This is a genomic window from Bacillus cereus group sp. Bc031, from assembly GCF_027716265.1.
Taxonomy (GTDB): Bacteria; Bacillota; Bacilli; order Bacillales; family Bacillaceae_G; genus Bacillus_A; species Bacillus_A paranthracis.
On the sequence record NZ_JAQFUL010000193.1, the window covers coordinates 1 to 1654 of the forward strand.

A 1654-nucleotide genomic window follows, 5' to 3' on the forward strand; every position below is an offset into this window, starting at 1 on the left:
AGTACATTACGTGTTTTTTAGTTTGTTTGAACGAAAGTTCATTTTGTTTTCGTTCTTAAGTTGATGGGCATGTGGTACACCCCGTTTTGAGAAAAATAAAAGTCAAGATGGACGCGTAACAGCGGATTTATTCGAGAAATGTTTACATACTTACTTAATTAAGGATGCAATTCAAGATGGAAATGTTCTCGGGTTTTCGGTGGAATATATTAAAACAATGGATATCGAATTTTATGAAGAAGATAAGTCCCGTGTGAAAGGTATTGAAACGGATGAAATTTGGATGCATGATGATAGATTAGAGCTAATCGCTCAGAACATCATTGACAATCATGAACGAAGAGCTAAAAGTAAAGGGTATACAGCGATTTTTACTGTCCAAAATATTCCGATGCTTGTGAAATATTATGACATCTTTAAGAAATTAGATCATAATCTCAAAATTACAGGAATTTTTACCTATGGAGCAAATGAAGACAGTGAAAGTCGTGACGAACATTCAAGAGATGCTTTAGAACGTATAATCACTGATTATAATAAACAATTTGGTAAAAATTTCTCTACAGATAAGTTCCAAGGTTATTTTAAAGATGTATCCAAGGGGGTTAAAACAGCTCAAATTGATATTTTGCTTGTGGTTGAAATGTTTTTAACTGGATTTGATAGTAAAAAATTAAATACGCTTTATGTTGACCGAAACCTGAAGTATCATGGGTTAGTTCAAGCGTATTCACGGACTAATCGAGTTGATAAAGCTACAAAGCCGTATGGAAACATAGTTTGTTTCCGAAACCTAAAAGAAAATACAGATGAAGCCATTCGTTTATTCTCCGAGACGGACAGCGTTAATGATGTACTAATGAAAAGTTATGAGGAATATCTTAATCAGTTTAAAGCAGCTCTTGCCAACGTATATGCTCTTGCTGATTCGCCTGCGTCTGTAGATCAGTTAGAGCGCGAAGAAGACAAGCATGATTTTATTGTTAGCTTTCGAGAACTAACAAAAAATTTAGTAAGCCTTCAAACATTTACTGATTTTGAATTTGATGCTGAAGAATTAGGAATCGAAGAACAAACTTATCAGGATTATAAGAGTAAATATCTTCGAATCTATGATGAAACAAAGAAAAAGGATGTAAAAGAGTCTATTTTAGCTAATGTGGACTTCTCTATTGAGTTGATGCACACAGATCGTATTAATGTTAGCTATATTATGAACTTAATCCGTAACATCAATTTTGATGATGAGGAAGAGCGTGAAAAAACCATTAAAACGATTGAAGATGAACTAAATCGTGCAGACAATGAGGAACTACGTTTAAAAGTGGATCTCATTAAAAGTTTCTTACGAAAAGTCGTTCCAACTATGACAAGTGCAGATTCTGTAGATGATACATACAATGAGTTTGAGCAAGAAGAACGAGTGAAAGAAATTGAAGTGTTCGCCAAAGAATTTAACGTATCAAAAGAAATGCTTCAATCGTTCATTGAAGAGTATGAGTATAGTGGTATAATTAAAAATCAAGAAATTAGTGATAACATTAAATTGCCACTTTTAAAGAAAAAGAAACTGCTACAATAATCCGTACCCTTTGTAAAGGACATTTTAAAAAAAGTTAGGCGGCATCAAGAAGATGATTTCTGTATTCAACAG

The 1654-nt window shown here is 33.2% G+C and carries 1 protein-coding gene; it reads left to right on the forward strand.

The genetic code is table 11. From position 1 onward, the window contains the following. The first annotated feature begins 217 nt into the window (after positions 1–217). Complete coding sequence (locus PDQ33_RS28800) at positions 218–1582, forward strand: type I restriction endonuclease subunit R, EcoR124 family (RefSeq protein WP_270757107.1); 1365 nt, start codon at positions 218–220, stop codon at positions 1580–1582. Positions 1583–1654 lie beyond the last annotated feature (72 nt).